The organism is Streptomyces sp. NPDC018263 (assembly GCF_055562575.1).
In genome coordinates, this window is the sequence record NZ_JBVHFA010000009.1 from 383,076 (window position 1) to 402,488 (window position 19,413).

General features: G+C 72.5%; 19 protein-coding genes. 5 read left to right on the forward strand and 14 right to left on the reverse strand.

Annotated elements, in window-relative coordinates:
* Positions 1–128 precede the first annotated feature (128 nt).
* Complete coding sequence (locus tag ACZ3HQ_RS26785; protein ID WP_467514708.1) at positions 129–1,142, forward strand: phosphatase PAP2 family protein; 1,014 nt, start codon at positions 129–131, stop codon at positions 1,140–1,142.
* An 8-nt stretch (positions 1,143–1,150) separates the two neighbouring features.
* On the opposite strand, the gene ACZ3HQ_RS26790 is transcribed toward ACZ3HQ_RS26785, so the two are convergent.
* Together ACZ3HQ_RS26790 and ACZ3HQ_RS26795 are read right to left on the reverse strand one after the other, a co-directional pair.
* Entirely contained in the window at positions 1,151–1,366 is a 216-nt protein-coding gene (locus ACZ3HQ_RS26790) for an I78 family peptidase inhibitor (RefSeq protein WP_467514710.1), read from the reverse strand.
* Positions 1,367–1,779: 413 nt separating this feature from the next.
* Positions 1,780–2,463 (reverse strand): LysM peptidoglycan-binding domain-containing protein, encoded by a 684-nt coding sequence (locus ACZ3HQ_RS26795; protein WP_467514712.1) that lies wholly within the window; start codon positions 2,461–2,463, stop codon positions 1,780–1,782.
* 538 nt (positions 2,464–3,001) lie between these two features.
* On the opposite strand from ACZ3HQ_RS26795, the gene ACZ3HQ_RS26800 reads away from it, so the two are divergent.
* Both ACZ3HQ_RS26800 and ACZ3HQ_RS26805 read left to right on the forward strand, forming a co-directional pair.
* Positions 3,002–3,793 (forward strand): hypothetical protein, encoded by a 792-nt coding sequence (locus ACZ3HQ_RS26800; protein ID WP_467514713.1) that lies wholly within the window; start codon positions 3,002–3,004, stop codon positions 3,791–3,793.
* Between the two features lie 136 nt (positions 3,794–3,929).
* Positions 3,930–4,328 (forward strand): hypothetical protein, encoded by a 399-nt coding sequence (locus ACZ3HQ_RS26805; protein ID WP_467514715.1) that lies wholly within the window; start codon positions 3,930–3,932, stop codon positions 4,326–4,328.
* Positions 4,329–4,434: 106 nt separating this feature from the next.
* Here the strand turns inward: ACZ3HQ_RS26805 and der are convergent, their stop codons facing one another.
* The 4 genes from der to ACZ3HQ_RS26825 form a co-directional block, all read right to left on the reverse strand.
* Positions 4,435–5,919 (reverse strand): ribosome biogenesis GTPase Der, encoded by a 1,485-nt coding sequence (gene der, locus ACZ3HQ_RS26810; RefSeq protein WP_467514716.1) that lies wholly within the window; start codon positions 5,917–5,919, stop codon positions 4,435–4,437.
* Positions 5,920–5,982: 63 nt separating this feature from the next.
* Entirely contained in the window at positions 5,983–6,585 is a 603-nt protein-coding gene (locus ACZ3HQ_RS26815) for a lysophospholipid acyltransferase family protein (RefSeq protein ID WP_467514790.1), read from the reverse strand.
* A gap of 62 nt (positions 6,586–6,647) precedes the next feature.
* Positions 6,648–7,343: a (d)CMP kinase gene (gene cmk, locus ACZ3HQ_RS26820; protein ID WP_467514718.1), complete on the reverse strand. Its 696-nt coding sequence runs from the start codon at positions 7,341–7,343 to the stop codon at positions 6,648–6,650.
* 127 nt (positions 7,344–7,470) lie between these two features.
* Positions 7,471–8,565 carry a prephenate dehydrogenase gene (locus ACZ3HQ_RS26825; protein ID WP_467514720.1) on the reverse strand — a complete coding sequence of 365 codons (1,095 nt, stop codon included), beginning with the start codon at positions 8,563–8,565 and terminating at the stop codon, positions 7,471–7,473.
* A 292-nt stretch (positions 8,566–8,857) separates the two neighbouring features.
* On the opposite strand from ACZ3HQ_RS26825, the gene ACZ3HQ_RS26830 reads away from it, so the two are divergent.
* Positions 8,858–9,310, forward strand: a complete 453-nt coding sequence (locus ACZ3HQ_RS26830; RefSeq protein ID WP_467514722.1) for a Rieske (2Fe-2S) protein — start codon at positions 8,858–8,860, stop codon at positions 9,308–9,310.
* 22 nt (positions 9,311–9,332) lie between these two features.
* A complete protein-coding gene (locus ACZ3HQ_RS26835) occupies positions 9,333–10,019 on the forward strand; it encodes a nucleotidyltransferase domain-containing protein (RefSeq protein WP_467514724.1) in 687 nt (228 codons plus the stop codon).
* Here ACZ3HQ_RS26835 and ACZ3HQ_RS26840 read toward each other — a convergent pair.
* The 8 genes from ACZ3HQ_RS26840 to ACZ3HQ_RS26875 form a co-directional block, all read right to left on the reverse strand.
* On the reverse strand, positions 10,016–11,038 hold the full coding sequence (locus ACZ3HQ_RS26840) for an ADP-ribosylglycohydrolase family protein (protein ID WP_467514725.1): 1,023 nt from the start codon (positions 11,036–11,038) through the stop codon (positions 10,016–10,018). The genes ACZ3HQ_RS26835 and ACZ3HQ_RS26840 overlap by 4 nt on opposite strands.
* 130 nt (positions 11,039–11,168) lie before the next feature.
* Complete coding sequence (locus ACZ3HQ_RS26845; RefSeq protein WP_467514727.1) at positions 11,169–12,230, reverse strand: pseudouridine synthase; 1,062 nt, start codon at positions 12,228–12,230, stop codon at positions 11,169–11,171.
* Complete coding sequence (gene scpB, locus ACZ3HQ_RS26850) at positions 12,190–12,810, reverse strand: SMC-Scp complex subunit ScpB (RefSeq protein ID WP_229918954.1); 621 nt, start codon at positions 12,808–12,810, stop codon at positions 12,190–12,192. Before scpB ends, ACZ3HQ_RS26845 begins: the two co-directional genes overlap by 41 nt.
* A gap of 65 nt (positions 12,811–12,875) precedes the next feature.
* Positions 12,876–13,853, reverse strand: coding sequence for a segregation and condensation protein A (locus ACZ3HQ_RS26855; RefSeq protein WP_467514728.1), 978 nt, complete (start codon positions 13,851–13,853; stop codon positions 12,876–12,878).
* 39 nt (positions 13,854–13,892) lie between these two features.
* The gene (locus ACZ3HQ_RS26860; RefSeq protein WP_467514730.1) at positions 13,893–14,441 is read right to left on the reverse strand and encodes a hypothetical protein; all 549 of its coding nucleotides are present in this window, start codon (positions 14,439–14,441) and stop codon (positions 13,893–13,895) included.
* A complete protein-coding gene (locus ACZ3HQ_RS26865) occupies positions 14,426–15,418 on the reverse strand; it encodes a ParA family protein (protein WP_381072978.1) in 993 nt (330 codons plus the stop codon). Before ACZ3HQ_RS26865 ends, ACZ3HQ_RS26860 begins: the two co-directional genes overlap by 16 nt.
* 556 nt (positions 15,419–15,974) lie before the next feature.
* Positions 15,975–17,090 carry an alanine dehydrogenase gene (gene ald / locus ACZ3HQ_RS26870; RefSeq protein WP_158707485.1) on the reverse strand — a complete coding sequence of 372 codons (1,116 nt, stop codon included), beginning with the start codon at positions 17,088–17,090 and terminating at the stop codon, positions 15,975–15,977.
* Positions 17,091–17,238: 148 nt separating this feature from the next.
* On the reverse strand, positions 17,239–19,317 hold the full coding sequence (locus tag ACZ3HQ_RS26875; protein ID WP_467514731.1) for a tetratricopeptide repeat protein: 2,079 nt from the start codon (positions 19,315–19,317) through the stop codon (positions 17,239–17,241).
* Between the last annotated feature and the right edge of the window lie 96 nt (positions 19,318–19,413).

Consider the following 19,413-nt stretch of genomic DNA (forward strand, 5'->3'; position numbering starts at 1 on the left):
ACCGCTCCGGAGATATTGCGGACGCTCGGGAATTCACATGGTTCCTGAGAGGTTTCCCACATCACATCGTCATCACAAAGCCCCAGTACCGACCGGGAACACAGCTCACTCGCTGTAACGTCGATTGGGTGCGTACCGAACGAAAGCTCACCCGGCGTCTGGACCGGGTGTTCGCCAGGCTGGACCGGGAGCCGGAACGGCCGGCCCATATCGACGTGCCGCGGATGTCGCGGCACCGGGCCGTGCTGTTCTCCTCGACCCTGGCCTTCTACCTGGCGATCGTGTGGGCCGTGATCACCACGTCCTGGCTGGTCCGGCTGGACTGGCAGGTCATGTTCTTCCGCCCCTACCAGCAGTGGCCGGGCATCCACGCCTTCCTCGACTACTACGTGGTGCTGGGCCAGCGCGGCCCCACCGCGGTGATGGTCGCGGCCTGGCTCGGCTGGCGCTCCTGGCGGCAGCACACGGTCCGTCCGCTGCTGACCCTGGCCGCCTCGCTGCTGCTGCTCAACATCACGGTCGGCGCCGCCAAGCTCGGCATGGGCCGGCTCGGCCCGCACTACGCCACCGTCATCGGCTCGAACGAGATGGGCCTGGGCGGAGACATATTTCCCTCGGGTCACACCGCCAACGCGGTCGTGACCTGGGGCATCCTGGCGTATCTGGCCTCCACGGCCCGGGCGCGCCGCTGGCTGTCCGCACTCTCCGCGATCACCTCGCTCGGCGTCGGCCTCACCACCGTCTACCTCGGTACGCACTGGCTGAGCGACGTGCTGCTGGGCTGGGCCGCCGGGCTGCTGATCCTGCTGGCGCTGCCCTGGTTCGAGCCGCTGATCTCCCGCGCGGAGAACGCGCTGTTCGCACTGCGGGACCGGCTGCGCGACCGTTGGCGGCGCACCGCGCCCGCGCCGGCCGCGCCGCTCGCCCCGGTGGCGCTCCAGCCGCTGGCCAAGGCCGCCGGGCCGGCCGTACCGGCGCGGGAGCCGGTCACGTCGGCGCGCGGGTCCCGGCCGCCGATCCATCTGGCGCCGGGCCCGCACACGGCCCGCTCCGAGCGCACCCCGGTCACCCCGGCGGGCAGCCGGCGTCCGGCGCACCCGGACCGGCTGCCGCGCGGGGCGTCGCAGGCCGCGCGACCCTGACGGCCGGGTCAGCCCTTCCAGACGCGGGCGACCCGGCCGTCCTTCACCTCGAAGTTCAGACGGCCGGTGCGGTACTCCATGGTGATGATCGCGCCGGGCGGCAGCGCCCGCACCGTCTGCCAGCCCCTGTTCCGGGCGCGCCGGTCGGCGTCCTCGGGGGCCAGGCCGACATAGCTGTCCAGGGTGTCCTGCGGCTCCGGCGGCGGAGCGGGAATCTGTGCCATGCCGCCACGCTAGGCGGCCCGCGCCGACTACGGAAGGCGCCCGCTGCGACGGCCGCCGGGGCGCCGCCGGTCACACTTCTGTCACAGCTCCCGGTGCCCGTCCCCCGCGTACTCCGTCACACGTATGGGGGTTTCCGTTCACCTTCACGGGGTAATCGAACAGAATTTTCCTGTGCGGGCCGTCGCGGGGTCCAATTAACGCTCGTAATGCGTCGGATCACACACCGGAACCGGCCAAGAACGCGACCGGAACGTTTTTCCCCCGGGAATTGGACGCACACGCCCCGGAGCTGACGCCGCATAGGAAATTCACGGGTTCCCCGCACGAAGGGTTCCCCGGCACGAACAGACATACGAACGGCCGCCGCCCTCCTTCAGGGCGGCGGCCGTTGCCGTCGAGGCGGGGCCTCGCGTCAGAGCGCGAGGTGCTGCCCCGGCACGATCAGGTCGGGGTCGGCCCCGATGACCGACCGGTTGGCTTCGTAGACCCGCTGCCAGCTCACCCCGTGCCGGGCGGCGATGGTGCTCAGCGTGTCGCCCTGGCGGACGGTGTAGCCGCCCCGTGCGGCTCCCCGGTCGGCGTGGGTCGCCGCCGGGCGCTGCGGGGCCTGGGCGGACCGCGTCGGTGCGGTCCGGGTGGGGGCGGACCGGGTGGGGGCGGACTTCTTCGTCACGCCCTTGTCGGTTCCGCCGCCCGACGCCGAGGCGCTGGACGGTGCGGACCCGTAGGCCCCGGCGCGGCCGGAGCAGACGGGCCAGGCTCCCCAGCCCTGGGCCCGCTGGACCTTCGACGCCACGGCGATCTGCGCGCTTCTCGACGCCTGGTCCGCGGTGGCGGCGTAGGCGCCGCCACCGTAGGCACGCCACGTACTGGCGGAGAACTGGAGCCCGCCGTAGTAGCCGTTGCCGGTGTTGATGTGCCAGTTGCCGCCGCTCTCGCACTGGGCGATGCGGTCCCAGACTCCGTTGTCCGCCGCCTGCGCCTCTCCGGAGGCTGCCAGCAGCCCCAGCGGGGCGAGCAGCGCGGCCCCGGCGAGGGCGGCCGTCGTACGGCCCTTACGGGCGGTCGAACGGGTCGTATCGGCACACTCGGACATGCAGTTCCCTCTCCACGAACCCGGGCTCCCCCTGGGCGGGGCACGTCTCGCCGCGTCGGACCGCGGTTCCTCGCGCCCGCCCCGTCCACCGGTGACCGGTGCCGCGGCCCTGACGGACCCGGCGCCGGGCGGCGGACCTACCCGAGCGGTGCTAGTTGCACACGGCGAAGGAATCTAAGGAGGACAGGTGCCGCATTTCAACAACACCCCGTCGCGGCAGGCCAGTTGGCGGTTACCGCCGGTATCGGCGATTTCCGGCCAACCACTTCATACGGTTATTTCGGTACTTGTCGACCATGGGCGGCACCTGCTCGTGACGCACATCACCCTTTCAAGTTCCTTGACTGTGCACGGAGTTGACGGTGAGTGGCAGATTCCGTGCCGAAAGTGACCGTGCGCGCAGGCCGGTTCGATTCCGTTCCCCCTGGGGCGTGACTCCCACCACAGGACGCCCGTTGTCTTCTGCATGAGCCCGCGATCCCAAGGCTCAGCGACCGGGAGCCACCCGGCCGACCGCGCGCATCCCGAGGGAGCCACCGTGCCGCGCATGCTCGACGTCAGTGACGCCGTACGCGCCGAGATCGGCGACGAAGAAGCCGACCGGCTGCTCACCGGAGCGAACGCTCCGGGCAGTTACGACTGCACGTCCTGCCGCACTCCGGGGGACTCCGAGCAGGAACGCACCAGCACCGTCCTGTTCGTCGGGGACGAGACCGCCGTCCTCGCCTTCGCCCACGCGGGCTGTCTGCCCTCGCAGGTCGTGCAGGTCACCGAGGAGCAGTTGCAGGGCGCCGTCCGCTCCATCGGCGGCGAGGCCGCCCCCCAGGGGCAGGAGCAGCCCCACCGGACCACGCCCGAGCCCGCCGTGCTCGGAGTGACCAGCGGACTGGTGCTGATCGAGGGCGAGTTGCACCCGGCGCTCGTCGTGGAGCCGACCGCGCCCATCGCGCGCCCCGGCGCCACCGGGGGCGGGGACGACTTCCTCCCGCTCCTCATCGAGCAGGGCTTCATGCCGGTGACCGCGCTCGACGCCGTCCCCCCGGTGCTGCACGGCTGGTCGGTGCTGCTCGCCGTCGGCCAGCTCCACGCCGTCCTCCAGCCGGGCCCGCACGGCAGCCAGCCGGTGGCCTGGTGGCAGGCGCACCAGCCGCTCCAGGTCACCGAGAGCTGGCGGGCCGCCGCCAACAAGCACCAGCAGGTGCTGATGTTCGCGGCCCCCGTCGGCTCCATCGGCCGCCAGCCCCGCGAGGACCTGCTCCGCGACGCCTTGGACCAGGCCGCCGGGAACGGCCGCCTGGTCGCCGCCGCCCTCCCCCTCGCCGGCACCTGACCCCACCCCTTCCCGAGCACCGGCCGTACCGTCCACCATCCCCCAGGGGCGGCACGGCCGGTCGTGCTGTCCGGCGCACCCCCGACAGCCCCTCGGGTGGCCGCATCCCTTTGGGTGCAGCGTCGTTTGGACATACGTGCACTCATACGACACCTCTGCCCGCCGGCCCGCCCTGTCCCCCGTTCCCGTCGCCCGGTCCGGGCAGGAGAACTCCGGTGGGCCCTCGTCCACGCCGATCTACGACACGCTGTACGCGGAGTGGGTCAAGACCTTCCGTACGCTGCCGTTCGATCGCAGTGGTGAGGAAAACCTCGATTTCACCGCCTTCGGGAATCTCCCGCAGAGCACCGGCTCGTACGGCGGGCACCGGCCGGGGTCGTTCAGCAGCTCCTACAGCGCCTACAGCGCGGGGGCGTACAGCGCGCGGCAGCAGTCCCAGCAGTCCCAGTGGCAGCGGATCGGCACGATCGGGCGGGCCCAGCCGGACGGCGGCGGACCTCCGGCGCTCCCCCCGGCCCCGCGCCAGGGCAACTGAGCCGTACGCGAAGGGGCGGCCCGTCTCCACCGAGACCGGGCCGCCCCTTCGCCGTGCGTTGATCCGCCGTGGCGGTTACCTCTGCCTTCCTCTGTTACTTCTTCTTCTACTTCTTCTTCGCGCCGCGCTTCTCGCGCACCCGCACCGAGATGTGGATCGGGGTGCCCTCGAAGCCGAACTCCTCGCGCAGGCGGCGCTCGATGAAGCGCCGGTAGCCCGCCTCGATGAAGCCGGAGGCGAAGAGAACGAAGCGCGGCGGCTTGGTGCCGGCCTGGGTGCCGAACAGGATGCGCGGCTGCTTGCCGCCCCGGACCGGGTGCGGGTGGGCGGCGGCCAGCTCGCCGAGGAACGCGTTCAGCCGGCCGGTGGGGACACGGGTCTCCCAGCCGTCCAGCGCGGTCTCGATCGCCGGGACCAGCTTCTCCATGTGGCGGCCGGTGCGGGCGGAGACGTTGACGCGGGGGGCCCAGGCGATCTGGCCCAGCTCGGTCTCGATCTCGCGCTCGAGGTAGTAGCGGCGCTCCTCGTCGAGGGTGTCCCACTTGTTGAAGGCCACGACGATCGCGCGGCCCGCCTCGACGGCCATGGTGACGATGCGCTGGTCCTGCACCGAGATGTTCTCGGAACCGTCGATCAGGATGACCGCGACCTCCGCCTTCTCCACGGCGGCGGCCGTGCGCAGGGAGGCGTAGTAGTCGGCGCCCTGCTGGAGGTGGACGCGCTTGCGGATGCCGGCGGTGTCCACGAACTTCCAGGTCTTGCCGCCCAGCTCGATCATCTCGTCGACCGGGTCGCGGGTGGTGCCCGCCAGCTCGTTGACGACGACGCGCTCCTCACCCGCGACCTTGTTCAGCAGGGAGGACTTGCCGACGTTCGGGCGGCCGATCAGGGCGATGCGGCGGGGGCCGCCGACGCCGGGGCCGCCGAAGGTCTGCGCGGGCGCCTCCGGCAGCGCCTCCAGGACGGCGTCCAGCATGTCGCCGGTGCCGCGGCCGTGCAGCGCGGAGACCGGGTGCGGCTCGCCGAGGCCGAGGGACCACAGGTAGGCCGCGTCGGACTCGCCGGAGAGGCCGTCGACCTTGTTGGCGGCCAGCACGACCGGCTTGCCGGCCTTGCGCAGCAGCCGGACCACGGCCTCGTCGGTGTCCGTGGCGCCGACCTTGGCGTCCACCACGAAGACCACCGCGTCGGCGGCCTCGATGGCGTACTCGGCCTGCGCGGCCACGGAGGCGTCGATGCCGAGGACGTCCTGCTCCCAGCCGCCGGTGTCGACCACCTTGAAACGGCGGCCGGCCCACTCCGCCTCATAGGTGACGCGGTCGCGGGTGACACCGGGCTTGTCCTCGACGACCGCCTCGCGGCGGCCGATGATCCGGTTCACCAGGGTCGACTTGCCGACATTGGGGCGGCCGACGACGGCTAGCACGGGAAGGGGGCCGTGGCCCGCCTCCTCGATGGCGCCCTCGACGTCCTCGATGTCGAAGCCCTCTTCCGCGGCGAGCTGCATGAACTCCGCGTACTCGGCGTCGCCGAGAGCCCCGTGCTCGTACTCGTGCGCGGCCGAGCCGTCGGGCTGGTTCTGGTCGTTCATGAAGTCCGTACCTCGTCGTCGTTCGTGGTGATCGGTGGAAGCGGCCCGAATCGGGCCGTTCCACTACTCAAGTGTCGCCCAGCGCCCGGTCAGGCGCCTGGCGTTTTCCAGGTGTGCGGTGAGCCGCTTCTGGATGCGCTCGGTCGCCTCGTCCAGCGCCTTGCGCGTACGCCGCCCACTGCCGTCGCCCGCCTCGAACGGATCTCCGAAGACCACGTCGACGCGGGAGCGCAGCGGCGGCAGGGCCTTGACCAGGCGGCCCGGCCGGTCGGCGCTGCCGAGCACGGCCACCGGCACGATCGGCGCCCCGCCGCGCACCGCGAAGTAGGCGAGCCCGGCGCGCAGCGAGGCGAAGTCGCCCTCGCCCCGGGTGCCCTCCGGGAAGATACCCAGCACGCCGCCCTGCTCCAGCACGCCGAGCGCCCCCCCGATGGCGGTGCGGTCGGCGGTGGTGCGGTCGACCTTGAGCTGGCCGATGCCGGTCAGGAAGGGGTCCAGCGGCCCGATGAACGCCTCCTGCTTGATCAGGAAGTGCGTCGGCCGGGGCGCCACGCCCATGACCATCGGGCCGTCGATGTTGTGGGAGTGGTTCACCGCGAGGATCACCGGGCCGGAGGCGGGCACCTTCCAGGCGCCCAGCACGCGCGGCTTCCACAGGCCGTACATCAGGCCGACGCCGATGCGCCGCCCGATCTCGGCGCCCCGCTCCGAGGGCGGTGCGCTCTGGCTCACTTCCCGGCCCGCTTCTCCTCGACCAGGGTGACGACGCACTCGATGACCTGGGCGAGGGTCAGCTCGGTGGTGTCGACCTCGACCGCGTCGCCGGCCTTGGCGAGCGGGGAGGTCTTGCGGCTGGAGTCGGCCGCGTCCCGCTGGATCAGGGCCGCGCGGGTGGCGGCGACGTCGGAGCCCTTCAGCTCGCCGCTGCGGCGGGCCGCGCGGGCCTCCGGCGAGGCGGTGAGGAAGATCTTCAGGTCGGCGTCGGGCAGCACGGTGGTGCCGATGTCCCGGCCCTCCACCACGATGCCGTCCTCGGCCCCGGCCGCGATCGAGCGCTGCAGCTCGGTGATCCGGGTGCGCACCTCGGGGACCGCGCTGACCGCGCTGACCTTGGAGGTCACGTCCTGGGTGCGGATCGGGCCGGCCACGTCGTAGCCGTCGACGGTGATGGTCGGGGCCAGCGGGTCGGTGCCGGAGACGATCTCCGGCTTGCCCGCCACGGCGGCGATCGCGGAAGGGTCCGCGAGGTCGATTCCGTTGGTCACCATCCACCAGGTGATGGCCCGGTACTGGGCGCCGGTGTCCAGGTAGCTGAGGCCGAGCTGCGCGGCCACGGCCTTCGACGTGCTCGACTTGCCCGTGCCGGAGGGACCGTCGATCGCTACGATCACGGGCTGTGCGGTCGGGGCGGCGCCGTTTTCCACGGGAGGGCACCTTCCTGGTGAAGGGTGTCGGTCGGGTGGCGGGACGCGAGGGCGCCCCGCACAAGGTTACTGGGTGTGGGTCACTCGTACGGACGCACGTGCGCCGTGTGACGGCCGGGGTCCCGCGCTACTGCCGCAGCGCCCAGCCCCGCTCGCGCAGCGCCTCGGTGAGGACGGGCGCGGCCCCGGGTTCGACCATGAGCTGGATGTGACCCGCCTGCTGTCCGGTGGCGTGCTCGATGCGGACGTCCTCGATGTTGACCCCGGCCCGTCCGGCGTCGGCGAAGATGCGGGCGAGCTGGCCGGGCTGGTCGTTGATGAGGACCGTGACGGTCTCGTAGGCGCGCGGGGCGGAGCCGTGCTTGCCGGGGACGCGGACCTGGCCGGCGTTGCCCCGGCGCAGCACGTCCTCGATCCCGGCGCCGCCGGTGCGCCGCTTGTCCTCGTCGGCGGACTGCAGGGCGCGCAGCGCGCGCACGGTCTCCTCCAGGTCGGCGGAGAGGTCGGTGAGGAGATCGGCGACCGGGCCGGGGTTGGCGGAGAGGATGTCGATCCACATCCGGGGGTCGGAGGCGGCGATCCGGGTGACGTCCCGGATGCCCTGCCCGCACAGCCGTACGGCGGCCTCCTCGGCGTTCTCCAGCCGGGCGGCGACCATGCTGGAGACCAGGTGCGGCATGTGGGAGACGAGGGCGACGGCGCGGTCGTGGGCGTCGGCGTCCATGACGACCGGTACGGCACGGCAGTGCGAGACCAGTTCGAGGGCCAGGTTCAGCACCTCGGTGTCGGTGTCGCGGCTCGGGGTGAGCACCCAGGGGCGGCCCTCGAAGAGGTCGGCGGTGGCGGCCAGCGGGCCGGACTTCTCCCGGCCGGACATGGGGTGGGTGCCGAGGTAGCGGGCGAGCACGGCCTCGTCCAGGCCGAGCGCCTCCAGTTCACGGCGCGGGCCGCCCTTGACGCTGGCCACGTCGAGGTAGCCGTGCGCGAGGTCGCGCCGCATGGCGTCGGCCAGGACGGTGGCGACGTGCGCGGGCGGCGCGGCGACGAGCGCGAGGTCGACCCGGCCCTGCGGCGGCTCGTCGGTACCGGCGCCGAGGGCGGCGGCGGTACGGGCCTGCGCGGGGTCGTGGTCGGTGAGGTGGACGTTGACGCCCCGCTGGGTGAGGGCGAGCGCGGCCGAGGTCCCGATCAGCCCGGTGCCGATGACGAGTGCGGTTCTCACTGGGCGATGTCCTTGGGCAGAGCGGCGGCGGTCCGGCGCGGGGCGGGCTTCTGGTGCGTCCAGCCTAGTCAGCCGGGGCGGCCCGGGCGCACGCCGCCCGCGCGGTGGGACGGGCGCCCGTTCGGCCGAGGCGGGGTCCGACCCGCTGCCGCCTCCTTCGTCCGGGCCGGGTTCGATGCCAAGATGCCCGGACGTCTGGGGCTTTCCGTGCCCTTTCCCCCGACTTTTCCGTCTCTTGGACTTCCCGGCCTCTCAGACCTCTCAGACCTCTCAGACCTCACGGAGTGATGACATGACCCAGCCCGCGACGCGGCGCACGCTTCTCGCCACGGGGGCCACCGCGCTCGCCGTCTGCTGTGTGGGATGCGGCGGCGACGGCGACACCTCCTCGGCCGCCGCCAGCACCTCCCCCAGCGACGGGGGCGCCGCCGCTTCCGCCTCCTCCGACTCCGGCGCCGGGAAGGCGCTGGGCAGCGTCAGTGAGATCCCGGAGGGCGGCGGCAAGATCTTCACCGCGGAGAAGGTGGTGGTGACGCAGCCCCAGAAGGGCGAGTACAAGGCGTTCTCCGCGGTCTGCACCCACCAGGGCTGCACCCTGAACAAGGTCGCGGACGGCACCGTCGACTGCCCGTGCCACGGCAGCAGGTTCCGTATCACCGACGGCTCGGTCGCGCACGGACCGGCCACCGAGGCGCTGGCCGCCAAGGAGATCATGGTGCACGGAAACACGGTGCACCTGGCCTGACCGGCCGCGTACGCTCCCCCGCATGCGCCCCGCCGACCTGGTCCGCGACCACACCGTCTACTCCTGTGTCATGGGCTCGCGCGCCTTCGGTCTGGCCACCGGCACCAGTGACACCGACCGGCGGGGCGTGTTCCTGGCCCCGACCCCGCTGTTCTGGCGGTTCGAGAAGCCGCCCACGCATGTCGAGGGGCCGGGCGAGGAGCGGTTCTCCTGGGAGCTGGAGCGCTTCTGCGAGCTGGCGCTGCGGGCCAACCCGAACATCCTGGAGTGCCTGCACTCCCCGCTGGTGGAGCACCTGGACGACACCGGCCGTGAACTGCTCTCCCTGCGCGGGGCGTTCCTCTCCCGCCAGGTGCACGCCACCTTCACCGGTTACGCCCTCGGGCAGCGCCGCAAGCTGGACGCCGACATCCGCGCCACCGGCGCCCCGCGCTGGAAGCACGCGATGCATCTGCTCCGCCTGCTGGGCAGCGCCCGCGACCTGCTGCGCACCGGTGAGCTGCGGCTGGACGTGGGCGAGGACCGCGAGGCGCTGCTGGCGGTGAAGCGGGGTGAGGTGAGCTGGGCGGAGATCGAGGCCCGGATGGCCCGGCTGGCCGAGGAGACCGACACGGCCCTGCTCCGTACCCCGCTCCCGGCCGGGCCGGACGAGGCCCGCGTGGCCGACTTCCTGTACCGCACGCGGCAGGGTTCGGCCGCGCACGCCTAGGCGTCCCAGAGCGCGCCCAGCTCCAGCAGCTCGTCCCGGTGCTCGATCCGGTCCACCCAGTCCGCCGGCCAGGCGTCCGCGCCCAGCCAGGCGCCCGCGAAGGCGCCGGCCAGGCAGGCGATGGAGTCGGAGTCGCCGGAGGTGCAGGCGGCCCGGCGCAGCGCCAGGACGGGGTCGCCGGGGAAGAGCAGGAAGCAGAGCAGCCCGGTGGCGAGGGCTTCTTCCGCGATCCAGCCCTCACCGGTGGCCAGGCACGGGTCGGTCTCCGGGGAGGGGGTGCGCAGCGCGTCCTGGAGGCGGGCGAGGATCGCCAGGCACTCGTCCCAGCCGCGCGCGATGAACTCCTCCGGGCTCGCGTCCCCGGCGCGCCGCCACAGGTCGCCGAGCCAGAGGTGGTGGTAGCGGGTGCGGTTGTCGAGAGCGTACGAGCGCAGCCGGCCGACGAGTCCGGCGGGGTCGGTGCCCCGCGCCAGCAGCCACACCGCGTGCGCGGTGAGGTCGGAGGCGGCGAGCGCGGTGGGGTGGCCGTGGGTGAGGCCGGACTGCAACTGGGCGGCGCCCGCCCGCTGTTCGGCGCTCAGACCGGGGGCGAGGCCGAGCGGGGCGACCCGCATGTTGGCGCCGCACCCCTTGGAGTGGAGCTGGCTCGCCTCCTGCCAGTCCCGCCCGTCCTCCTTCAGCAGCGCGCAGGCGGTGAGGCAGGTGCGGCCGGGGGCGCGGTTGTTCTCCGGGGACTGGTACCAGTCGACGAACTCCTCGCGCAGCGGACGCTGGAGCCGCTTCGGCGCGAGCGAGCCCCGGCCCGTGGCGGTGCGCAGGGCGCGCCCGAGCGCGAGGGTCATCTGCGTGTCGTCGGAGACGAAGGCGCGGCCCGGCAGCTCCATCTCCCGCCAGGGTCCGCACTTGGCGAGGATGGAGGGCACGTCGTTGAACTCGGTCGGGAAGCCCAGCGCGTCACCGAGGGCGAGTCCGAGCAGGGAACCGGCGGCGGGGCGTTTACCCGCGGGCGTGGTGGCCATGGGTCAGGTCCTTCCGGGTGCCCATGACCCGGCCCCCGTTGGTCCGGCCGCATGACCACCCGACTAATCGTCAGGTTGACCATAAGGCCGGACCGTCACCGGCGGCAAGACCCCGTGCCCGTCCCGGGGACTAGAGGTCGACTTCCTTCATCAGCATGCCGACCTCGGTGTTGGACAGGCGGCGCAGCCAGCCCGACTTCTGGTCGCCGAGGGTGATCGGGCCGAAGGAGACCCGGACCAGCTTGTCGACGGGGAAGCCCGCCTCGGCCAGCATGCGGCGCACGATGTGCTTGCGGCCCTCGTGCAGGGTCACCTCGACCAGGTAGTTCTTGCCGGTCTGCTCGACCACGCGGAAGTGGTCGGCGCGGGCCCAGCCGTCCTCGAGCTGGATGCCGTCCTTCAGCCGCTTGCCGAGGTCGCGCGGGATCGGGCCGACGATGTGCGCGAGGTACGTCTTGCGCACGCCGTACTTGGGGTGGGTGAGACGGTGGGCCAGCTCGCCGTGGTTGGTGAGCAGGATGACGCCCTCGGTCTCCGTGTCGAGCCGGCCGACGTGGAAAAGCCGGGTCTCGCGGTTGGTGACGTAGTCCCCGAGGCACTGACGGCCCTCGGGGTCCTCCATCGTGGAGACCACACCGGCGGGCTTGTTCAGCGAGAAGAACTGGTACGACTGGGTCGCGACGGTCAGGCCGTCGACCTTGACCTCGTCCTTCTCCGGGTCCACCCGGCGGCCCTGCTCCAGCACGATCTCGCCGTTGATCTCGACGCGGGCCTGCTCGATCAGCTCCTCACAGGCGCGCCGCGAGCCGTAGCCCGCGCGGGCCAGCACCTTCTGGAGCCGCTCGCCCTCCTGCTCGGCGCCGGGGAAGGTCTTGGGCGGCTTGATGTCCTTCTTGCCCTCGTACCGCTCCCGGTTGCGCTCCTCGGCCCGCGTCTCGAACTCACGCGAGCGGCCGGGCGCCGTACGGCCGCGCCCCGCCTGCTGGGACTGCTTGGGGCCGCCCTTGGCGCCGCCGCGCGCCGCGCCGCCACGGCCGGACTTCGGGCCGTCCTTCGTGGCGCCGGGTCCGACGTCGTAGCGGCGCTCCTCCGGACGGGGCTTGCTGGGGCGGCCCTGCCCCTTGCGCTCGTCCCGGTCGTTGCCGCGGGGGTTACCGCGTCCGCTGTTCCTGCCGCTGCCGCTGCTTCGCATCAAGGTTTCCGTCGTAGTCGTCTGCGTCCTGACCACCGGCCGCGTCGGGCGCGTCCGGGTCGAACGACGGGACTCCCTCCTGGGTCTCCGCCTCGATCGCCTCCGCCTCGGGGAGGAAGGGCGCGAGTTCCGGAAGCTCGTCCAAGCCGCGCAGGCCCATCCGCTCCAGGAAATAGTTCGTCGTCACGTACAGGATCGCACCTGTTTCGGGTTCCGTGCCCGCCTCGGCCACCAGACCGCGCTGGAGCAGGGTCCGCATCACGCCGTCGCAGTTGACCCCGCGCACGGCGGAGACCCTGCTGCGGCCGACCGGCTGGCGGTACGCGACGACCGCGAGGGTCTCCAGGGCCGCCTGGGTGAGCCGGGCGGTCTGGCCCTCCAGCGCGAGGCGTTCCACGGCGGGGGCGTACGCGGGGCGGGTGTAGAAACGCCAGCCGCCCGCGACGAAACGCAGCTCGAAGCCTCGGCCCTGGGCGGTGTAGTCGTCGGCCAGTTCGCGCAGCGCCTCGGCGATCCGGCGCCGGGGGCGCTGGAGGACTCGCGCGAGGTGCTCCTCGGTGGCGGGCTCGTCCACCACCATCAGGACGGCCTCCAGGGCGGGCTTGAGGTCGAGGGCGGCGACACGGTCGTCCGCGGCCTGGTGGTTCACGTCTTCTGCTCCCAGGTGGTCCGGTCGGGCTTCGCGGGCCGGTCGAACTCGTCGGTGACCGCCGGGGCCGCGCTCTCCCCGCCGGTCCAGCGGACCAGCAGGGTGCCGAGCGCGGTCTCCTGCTCCAGGGCGACGGCCTTCTCCCGGTACAGCTCCAGCAGGGCGAGGAAGCGGGCGACGACGGTGAGGGTGTCGTCGGTGTCGGCCACCAGTTCCTGGAAGTCGGCCTCACCGGCCTCGCGCAGCCGGGCCACCACGACGTGGGCCTGCTCCTGGACGCTGACCAGCGGGGCGTGGATGTGGTCGACGTACACCTGCGGCCTGGCCTTCGGCTGCATCGCCTTCACCGCGAGCCGGGCGAACCCCTCGGGTCCGATGCTGATGACGACCTCGGGCAGCAGCTCGGCGTGCTCCGGCTCCAGGCCGACGGTACGCGGGTAGCGGCGGCCCTCGTCGTCCAGTCGCTCGTTGAAGATGTCCGCGATCCGCTTGTAGGCCCGGTACTGGAGCAGCCGGGCGAAGAGCAGGTCCCGCGCCTCCAGCAGGGCGAGGTCGGCCTCGTCCTCGACCTGGGCGGCGGGCAGCAGCCGGGCTGCCTTGAGGTCGAGCAGGGTGGCGGCGACGACCAGGAACTCGGTGGTGCGGTCCAGGTCCCAGTCGGGCCCCATGGCCCGGATGTGCGCCATGAACTCGTCGGTCACCCGGGACAGCGCGATCTCGGTGACGTCCAGCTTGTGCTTGGTGATGAGCTGGAGCAGCAGGTCGAAGGGGCCCTCGAAGTTGTCCAGCCGGACCTTGAAGACTCCGCCGGGCACCGAAGACGCAGGCACCGAAGACTCGGGTGCGGAAACCTCGGGCGCGGGGGTCTCGGGCACCGGGTTCTCGGGCGCCGGGGCCGGGTCCGGAGGTGCGGTGTCCGGGCCCCGGCCCAGCGGGCGTCTCGGGCCGGTCGTGGCGGTGCGGTGCGCGTTCATGGGGGTCGCAGGCTATCGGTCGGGCGGTGGGAAGACGGGCTAGCGCCCCCGCAGCCGCCGTACCAGGATGCTGGCTTCCCCGCGGGACTCGAGGTCGGCGAGGACCACGGCGACCGCCTCGCGGACGATGCGGCCGCGGTCGACGGCGAGGCCGTGCTCGCCGCGCAGGACCAGGCGGGCGTGCTCGAGGTCCATCAGTTCCTCGGCCGAGACGTACACGGTGATCTTTTCGTCGTGCCGCTCGCGTCCGCTGGGCCGCCGGGCGGCCGCGCGGCCGCGCTTGCGGGGCTGCTCACCGGAACCGTCCGGCTCGCTCTGCCGCCGGGCGGGCCGGATACGGGACTCGCCGGACCCGTCGGGTTCCGGGCCGACCGCGGCGGTGTGCTCGGCGCCCTCACCGTCGCCGCCCTGTACGGGCACCGACTGCGGCGCGTCCTGCGCGGCGGCGGCCGGGTCGCTCTCCCCCGCCGGCGCGGGCACCCGCGCCTCCGCGCCGGGTCCGCGCCGGGGCGAGGAGGGCTGGAGCCCCATCCCCCCTGTCGTACGGAACAGTTCGTCGGCTCCGGGCAGACTCACTCGGCGTGACACCGGGCGAGCACCTCCCTGGCGAGCTGACGGTAGGCGGCGGCACCGACGGAGTTGGAGGCGTACGTGGTGATCGGCTCACCGGCGACCGTGGTCTCCGGGAAGCGGACCGTACGCCCGATGACCGTGTGGTAGACGTGGTCGTCGAACGCCTCGACCACGCGGGCCAGCACCTCGCGGCTGTGCACCGTGCGCGAGTCGTACATCGTGGCCAGGATGCCGTCCAGCTCCAGCTCGGGGTTGAGCCGCTCCTGGACCTTCTCGATGGTCTCGGTCAGCAGGGCCACACCGCGCAGCGCGAAGAACTCGCACTCCAGCGGCACGATCACCTTGTGCGCGGCGGTCAGCGCGTTCACGGTGAGCAGGCCCAGCGAGGGCTGACAGTCGATCACGATGTAGTCGTAGTCGTCCATCAGCGGCTTCAGGGCGCGCTGGAGCGTGGACTCACGCGCGACCTCGGAGACCAACTGGACCTCGGCGGCGGACAGGTCGATGTTGGAGGGCAGCAGGTCCATGTTGGGGACCGCCGTCTTCAGCAGGACCTCGTCGGCCGACATGCCCCGCTCCATGAGCAGGTTGTAGACGGTGAGGTCCAGCTCCATCGGGTTGACGCCGAGACCCACGGACAGCGCGCCCTGCGGGTCGAAGTCCACGAGCAGCACGCGCCGTCCGTACTCCGCGAGCGCCGCGCCCAGGTTGATGGTCGACGTGGTCTTGCCGACGCCGCCCTTCTGGTTGCACATGGCGATGATCTTCGCGGGGCCGTGGTCGGTCAGCGGGCCCGGGATCGGGAAGTACGGCAGCGGGCGCCCGGTCGGGCCGACGCGCTCACGGCGCTGGCGGGCCGCGTCGGGCGCGAGCGTGGCCGCGTACTCCGGATCGGGCTCGTACTCGGCATCGGGGTCGTAGAAGTGCCCCTCGGGCAGTTCGTCGTAGTCGGCGAAGTGGTTGCGGGGCGCGCCACTTCCGTCGCCGGCCATGGCGTTCACGTGTTGGCCATCCATGCTCTGGTGTGCTCTCCGGGCCGTCTGCGGTACCGGACTCTGGTGGGCTGCGAAGGTGCGCACCGCGACGGAGCCGACGGCCTCGTGTCCCTCGGGACGCTGGCCCTCTCCGCGCAATCCTGGTCGACCACCTCCGGGAGAAAATGTCGACTCATTCACAAGTCGTCTTACCTCCTTGGCGGCCAGGGGACTTCTAGACAAGGTCAGCGTGGCACCATGCCGACGGTTGGCGACTCTATGGCGTGTCGGCGGTCCGCAGCAACACAATCCGCCGTAACCGGCTCGATGTGTCGACAATGAAACATCCCGCTGTCAAGGGCGTACAGCCGTCGCACAGCAGGTTTCACCGGTGTGCGAATCGGTCCAAGCGTTACGTTCGAGGCGAGTTGGCCTAGCGTCGCAAAGTGACCATACACACATCCGGCCGGACCTTGTCGGGCAAGGTCCGGCCGGGTTCGCGGTGTTGACGATCCGTGTTGACGAATCGCCTTTTCCACGCGGGCGACTTGGGGGTTCGCCGCCGGCGCGGAGGTCAGCCGATCAGGGTCTCGATCGCCACGTGCTCCAGGCCGTGCGCCTCGGCGACCTCCTTGTAGACGACCTTGCCGTCATGGGTGTTGAGGCCGCGGGCGAGCGCCTCGTCCCGGCGCAGCGCCTCGACCCAGCCGTTGTTGGCGAGCGAGACGATGTACGGGAGCGTCGCGTTGGTGAGCGCGTTGGTGGAGGTGTTGGGCACCGCGCCCGGCATGTTGGCGACGCAGTAGAAGACCGAGTTGTGCACCCGGAAGGTCGGCTCGGCGTGCGTGGTGGGACGGGAGTCCTCGAAGCAGCCGCCCTGGTCGATGGCGATGTCGACAAGGACACTTCCGGGCTTCATCCGGGACACCAGCTCGTTGGTGACCAGCTTCGGGGCCTTGGCGCCCGGGATGAGGACGGCGCCGATGACGAGGTCCGCGTCGAGGACGGCCTTCTCCAGCTCGAAGGCGTTGGACATGATCGCCTTGACCTTGCTGCCGAAGATCCGGTCGGCCTCGCGCAGCTTGTTGATGTCACGGTCCAGCAGCGTGACCTCGAAGCCCATGCCGACGGCGATCTGCGTGGCGTTCCAGCCGGAGACACCGCCGCCGATGACGACGGCCTTGGCCGGGGTCACACCCGGCACGCCGCCGGGGAGCACACCGCGGCCGCCGGCCGGGCGCATCAGGTGGTAGGCGCCGACCTGCGGGGCGAGCCGGCCCGCGACCTCGGACATCGGGGCGAGCAGCGGCAGCGCGCGGTTCGCCAGCTCGACGGTCTCGTACGCGATCGCCGTGGTGCCGGACTCCAGCAGGGCGTCGGTGCACTCGCGGGAGGCGGCCAGGTGCAGGTAGGTGAAGAGGATCTGGTCCTTGCGCAGGCGGTGGTACTCCTCCGCGACCGGCTCCTTGACCTTCAGCAGCAGGTCGGCGTCGGCCCACACCTGGTCGGCGGAGTCGAGGATGCCGGCGCCGGCGGCGATGTACTCCTCGTCCGTGATCGAGGAGCCGAGACCGGCGCCCCGCTCGATGACGACCTGGTGGCCGTTGCGCACCAGCTCGTGCACGCCGGCGGGGGTGATGGCCACCCGGAACTCGTTGTTCTTGACCTCGCGGGGGATGCCGACCTTCACGTCGATCACGGTCCTTGGCTCAGGGGGTATGGGGGGTGCGCTGAAAGACATACCCAGGCATGCCGGGGCACACCGGGAGACACCGCAGGAGAACGTGCGGCAGAGCCAGTTTAATGAAGGTGTTCCGAGTGTCTAGCCTTCCATTGCATCAATCTTCTTTGGATGCACTGCGGATTTCGCAGGCGTCCGGCACATCTGAGTCTGGCGCCTCCGGCTCTCCCTCGGTGGCGGGCCCGGTGGCCGCCTCCTCTTCCAGCATGCGCTCGGCCGCCGCGCGGTGCAGTCGGGCGGCCGTGGGGTCGCCGAGCCGGTCCAGGGTGTCGGCCAGCCGGAGCTGGAGCGCGGCCTGCAACCGGGCGTCCTCCGCGCGCCGCGCCCACTCCACCGCCTCCTGGCAGGTGCGCAGGGATTCCTCGGGCCGCCCGGCGTACTCCTGCACGCGGGCCAGCTCGCTCAGGGCGCGGGCGTGGGCGGCGATGTCGCCCTCCTTGCGGTACCCGGCGAGCGCGGCCCGCCAGTTGCGCTGGGCCTCGCCGTACCGTCCCGCGTAGGTGTGGGCGGTGGCGATACGGCCGTAGAGCCGGGCGGCCTCGGCGCGCTCGCCGCGGGCCAGGCGCTGGGAGAGGGCGCGGCCGAACCAGTCGGCGGCCCGGTCGTGGTCGCCCAGCTCCTGGTGGGCGCCGCCTACGGATTCCATCGCGCGGCCGGTGGCGTAGGGGTCGTTCGCCTCGCGTCCGGCGTCCAGCGCCGCGCGGTAGCGGGCCAGCGCGGCGCGGGTGCGGCCGGTACGGGCGTCCACGTCACCGAGGTTCAGCAGGGCGGCGGCCTTCTCGCGGGGCAGTCCGCGCCGCTCGGCGACGTCGAGGACCAGGCCGTGGATGCCGTACAGGTCGGGGGCGGCGGCCTGGGTGCCGAAGTGGGCGACCATGGCGCGCACGAGCTGGGACATCAGGCGGCGGGCCAGGGTGTCCAGCTCGCCGTCGGCCACCGCGAGCCGGGCGGCGGCCAGCAGCGCGGGGCGCCGGGCGGTGAGCCAGGTGGCGGCCGCGGCGGGGCCGGCGAAGCGCAGCGGCGGCGGGATCGCCTGGAGCTTCTCGCGTGCCTGGGGGCTGTCGGTCTCGGTGACGGCGCGGCAGGACTGGAGGAGGCGTACATCGCGTTCCAGCAGCCGGGCGCGGGCCAACTGGAGTTCGGCGGGGCGTTCGCCCGCCTCGGCCAGCGCGCGCAGCAGGGGGTGCAGACAGCCGGGGATGTCGTACTCGGGCAGCGGGCCGGCGGCCGGGCGGAGCAGGCCGAGGGCGGCGAGTTCCCGCAGTACGGTCTGCGCGGCCTTGACCGAGCAGCCGGCCAGCGCGGAGGCGGTGTGGGCGTCGACGGTGCCGGCCGGGGCCTGGGAGAGCAGGCGCAGGGTCCGGGCGGTGGAGGCGGGCAGTCCGTCGTGGACGAGTTTGAGGACGCGGGCCAGGGTGGGGGCGTCGTCGGGGTCGGTGTGCAGCCGCTTGGCCAGGTCGGAGACGGCCGTCTGGGGGCGGGCGGCCAGCCAGCCGCCGGCCAGGGTGAGGGCGGCGGGCTGTCCCTCGCAGATCTCGGCGAGGCTCTCGGCGGAGCGCGGGTCGACGGTGACGCGGACGGAGCCGGTGTACCGGGTGAGCAGTTCCACCGCGGACTTGGTGTCCAGGCCGCCCAAGGTGCAGGGGCGGACGTCGGAGATGCCGGTGAGGGGGCCGCGGGAGACGGCGACCACAAGGCAGTCGGGGGCGTCCGGGAGGAGGGCGTCGACCTGTTCGGCCCCGGTGGCGTCGTCCAGCAGGAGCAGGGCGCGCCGGTCGGCGAGGGCGGTGCGCAGCGCCTCGGTCAGCTCGTCCTCGGCGGCGCCCGCCGGGGCGGGGGCACCGAGCGCGGTGAGCAGGTCGCAGGCGGCGCGTTCCACGGGTACGGGGGTGCCGTCGGGGTCACTGAGGCGGGCCCGGAACACTCCGTCGGGGTAACGCTGCGCGACCTGGTGGACGAACTCCTCGGCGAGCGCGGTCCGGCCGGAGCCGGGGCGGCCGGCGATGAGGAGGACGCGGGCCCGGGGTGCCTTGCGGCCGGCGAGGGTGTCCAGGCCGGTGCGCTCGATGTCGGCCCTGAGCTCCTTCAACTCCCGTGTGCGCCCGAGGAAATGACCCTCCGGGGCCGGCGGCTTGGACAGCCGCGCCTCTTCCTGGTCCACCGCCTGATCCGTCACGGGCCACGCTCCCGTCCCACCGCACGCGCAAAGCCCGCCGGTTCTTCCGGTGCGGGCGTTTCCAGAGCCTAGTTCACGCTCTGCGACGTTCCCGGT

Bases quoted from the DNA above. Each gene is read 5' to 3' on its own strand.
- ACZ3HQ_RS26790 (WP_467514710.1), bottom strand. From the start codon at position 1,366: ATGGCACAGATTCCCGCTCCGCCGCCGGAGCCGCAGGACACCCTGGAC.
- ACZ3HQ_RS26795 (WP_467514712.1), bottom strand. From the start codon at position 2,463: ATGTCCGAGTGTGCCGATACGACCCGTTCGACCGCCCGTAAGGGCCGT.
- der (WP_467514716.1), bottom strand. From the start codon at position 5,919: ATGAACGACCAGAACCAGCCCGACGGCTCGGCCGCGCACGAGTACGAG.
- ACZ3HQ_RS26815 (WP_467514790.1), bottom strand. From the start codon at position 6,585: ATGTACGGCCTGTGGAAGCCGCGCGTGCTGGGCGCCTGGAAGGTGCCC.
- ACZ3HQ_RS26830 (WP_467514722.1), top strand. From the start codon at position 8,858: ATGACCCAGCCCGCGACGCGGCGCACGCTTCTCGCCACGGGGGCCACC.
- ACZ3HQ_RS26835 (WP_467514724.1), top strand. From the start codon at position 9,333: ATGCGCCCCGCCGACCTGGTCCGCGACCACACCGTCTACTCCTGTGTC.
- ACZ3HQ_RS26840 (WP_467514725.1), bottom strand. From the start codon at position 11,038: ATGGCCACCACGCCCGCGGGTAAACGCCCCGCCGCCGGTTCCCTGCTC.
- ACZ3HQ_RS26845 (WP_467514727.1), bottom strand. From the start codon at position 12,230: ATGCGAAGCAGCGGCAGCGGCAGGAACAGCGGACGCGGTAACCCCCGC.
- scpB (WP_229918954.1), bottom strand. From the start codon at position 12,810: ATGGTGGTGGACGAGCCCGCCACCGAGGAGCACCTCGCGCGAGTCCTC.
- ACZ3HQ_RS26855 (WP_467514728.1), bottom strand. From the start codon at position 13,853: ATGAACGCGCACCGCACCGCCACGACCGGCCCGAGACGCCCGCTGGGC.
- ACZ3HQ_RS26865 (WP_381072978.1), bottom strand. From the start codon at position 15,418: ATGGCCGGCGACGGAAGTGGCGCGCCCCGCAACCACTTCGCCGACTAC.